General features: G+C 52.1%; 2 rRNA genes. Both read right to left on the reverse strand.

From position 1 onward, the window contains the following. Window positions 1-89, reverse strand: a 5S ribosomal RNA gene (gene rrf, locus HWY37_RS34475); the annotation flags it as partial. 200 nt (window positions 90-289) lie between these two features. Continuing rightward, window positions 290-3172, reverse strand: a 23S ribosomal RNA gene (locus tag HWY37_RS34480). Window positions 3173-3316: the final 144 nt, after the last annotated feature.

Here is a 3316-nt window from a genome sequence, read left to right on the forward strand (position 1 = left end):
GACGTCCGTCCACTATCATCGGCGCAAAGTCGTTTCACTGTCCTGTTCGGGATGGGAAGGAGTGGGACCAACTCGCTATGGTCGTCAAGCGTAACTGGTTGAGCGGCTGCGGGTAAACGCAACAGCTCCAATCTTGGAAGAAACACAACGCGTGGTGATCAGAGTCAGACTCGATGATCACGCACGATGGGGTGTAATTGGTGTTGGCTGGCTGCCGACGGTGCAGCCAGATTTTGTATTGAACGACACTTGGAACGCTATATCACCAGGTCATAACCATCAGTGTTATAGGATCAAGCCTCACGGGCAATTAGTATCGGTTAGCTTAACGCATTACTGCGCTTCCACACCCGACCTATCAACGTCCTGGTCTCGAACGACCCTTCAGGGGGATCAAGTCCCCGGGATACCTTATCTTCAGACGAGTTTCCCGCTTAGATGCCTTCAGCGGTTATCTCTTCCGTACTTAGCTACCCGGCAATGCCATTGGCATGACAACCGGTACACCAGAGGTACGTCCACTCCGGTCCTCTCGTACTAGGAGCAGGCTCCGTCAAGTATCCAACGCCCACGGCAGATAGGGACCAAACTGTCTCACGACGTTTTAAACCCAGCTCACGTACCTCTTTAAATGGCGAACAGCCATACCCTTGGGACCGGCTACAGCCCCAGGATGAGATGAGCCGACATCGAGGTGCCAAACACCGCCGTCGATATGAACTCTTGGGCGGTATCAGCCTGTTATCCCCAGAGTACCTTTTATCCGTTGAGCGATGGCCCTTCCATTCAGAACCACCGGATCACTATGTCCTGCTTTCGCACCTGTTCGACTTGTCAGTCTCACAGTCAAGCACGCTTATGCCATTGCACTATCAGCACGATTTCCGACCGTACCTAGCGTACCTTCGAACTCCTCCGTTACACTTTGGGAGGAGACCGCCCCAGTCAAACTGCCCACCATGCACTGTCCCCGATCCGGATAACGGACCAAGGTTAGAACCGCAAACAAACCAGGGTGGTATTTCAAGGATGGCTCCACGTAATCTAGCGACTACGCTTCAAAGCCTCCCACCTATCCTACACAGGCCGGTTCACAGATCAATGCAAAGCTACAGTAAAGGTTCATGGGGTCTTTCCGTCTAGCCGCGGGTAGATTGCATCATCACAAACACTTCAACTTCGCTGAGTCTCAGGAGGAGACAGTGTGGCCATCGTTACGCCATTCGTGCAGGTCGGAACTTACCCGACAAGGAATTTCGCTACCTTAGGACCGTTATAGTTACGGCCGCCGTTTACCGGGGCTTCGATCAAGAGCTTGCACCCCATCACTTAACCTTCCGGCACCGGGCAGGCGTCACACCCTATACGTCGACTTTCGTCTTTGCAGAGTGCTGTGTTTTTAATAAACAGTCGCAGCCACCGATTCTCTGCGACCCCATCATGCTAAGCGCGCAGGCGCTTCACACTACCGGGGTATACCTTCTCCCGAAGTTACGGTATCAATTTGCCGAGTTCCTTCTCCTGAGTTCTCTCAAGCGCCTTGGAATATTCATCCCGTCCACCTGTGTCGGTTTGCGGTACGGTCTCGTACAGCTGAAGCTTAGAGGCTTTTCTTGGAACCACTTCCAATCACTTCGCGAGCAATGCTCACTCGTGCCATACCCTTGATTTACGCGCCCGGATTTGCCTAAGCGCCATCTTCGATACAGCAACAGGGACATCCAACACCCTGATGATTTTCCGCGATCCGTCCCCCCATCGCACTGTACGACGGTGCTGGAATATTAACCAGCTTCCCATCAGCTACGCATCTCTGCCTCGCCTTAGGGGCCGACTCACCCTGCGCCGATGAACGTTGCGCAGGAAACCTTGGACTTACGGCGAGGGGGCTTTTCACCCCCTTTATCGCTACTCATGTCAGCATTCGCACTTCTGATACCTCCAGCAGCCTTTACAAGCCACCTTCGCAGGCTTACAGAACGCTCTCCTACCGCGTGCACTAAAAGTGCACACCCGCAGCTTCGGTTTATCGCTTAGCCCCGTTACATCTTCCGCGCAGGACGACTCGATCAGTGAGCTATTACGCTTTCTTTAAAGGATGGCTGCTTCTAAGCCAACCTCCTGACTGTCTATGCCTTCCCACTTCGTTTCCCACTTAGCGATAATTCGGGACCTTAGCTGGCGGTCTGGGTTGTTTCCCTCTTGAGTCCGGACGTTAGCACCCGGTGCTCTGTCTCCCAAGCTGTACTTGCGGGTATTCGGAGTTTGCCATAGTTTGGTAAGTCGCCATGACCCCCTAGCTATAACAGTGCTCTACCCCCCGCAGTAATACTTGAGGCACTACCTAAATAGTTTTCGGAGAGAACCAGCTATTTCCAGATTTGTTTAGCCTTTCACCCCTATCCACAGCTCATCCCCTAATTTTTCAACATTAGTGGGTTCGGTCCTCCAGCACGTGTTACCGTGCCTTCAACCTGGCCATGGATAGATCATCTGGTTTCGGGTCTACACCCAGCGACTGAATCGCCCTATTCGGACTCGCTTTCGCTACGGCTTCCCTATTCGGTTAACCTTGCCACTGAATGTAAGTCGCTGACCCATTATACAAAAGGTACGCAGTCACCCCACAAGGAGGCTCCTACTGTTTGTATGCATACGGTTTCAGGATCTATTTCACTCCCCTTCCGGGGTTCTTTTCGCCTTTCCCTCACGGTACTGGTTCACTATCGGTCGATCACGAGTATTTAGCCTTGGAGGATGGTCCCCCCATCTTCAAACAGGATTTCACGTGTCCCGCCCTACTTTTCTTACGCTTAGTTCCACACACAGAATTTCGCCTACAGGGCTATCACCTGCTACGGCCGGACTTTCCATTCCGTTCGACTATCCTGCGTGCTAAAACGTAAAGGCTCTTCCGATTTCGCTCGCCACTACTTTCGGAATCTCGGTTGATTTCTTTTCCTCGAGCTACTGAGATGTTTCAGTTCACCCGGTTCGCTTCCACTGACCTATGTATTCAGTCAGGGATACTGCTTGCGCAGTGGGTTTCCCCATTCGGATATCTGCGGATCAAAGCTTGTTTGCCAGCTCCCCGCAGCTTTTCGCAGGCTACTACGTCCTTCATCGCCTGTGATCGCCAAGGCATCCACCATATGCACTTAGTCGCTTGATCCTATAACGCTGTAGGCTATAGGACCTGAGTATTAGCGTTTGTGCCGTTCATAAGTTTCAAAGCAGCCTAGGGTTATTCACCCCAGTCTTGAGAACTTGGAACAAAATTAATGCAATCACAACCCGTACCCATCTTCATCAGCAA

This window comes from Achromobacter anxifer (assembly GCF_903652925.1).
GTDB lineage: Bacteria > Pseudomonadota > Gammaproteobacteria > Burkholderiales > Burkholderiaceae_B > Achromobacter > Achromobacter anxifer.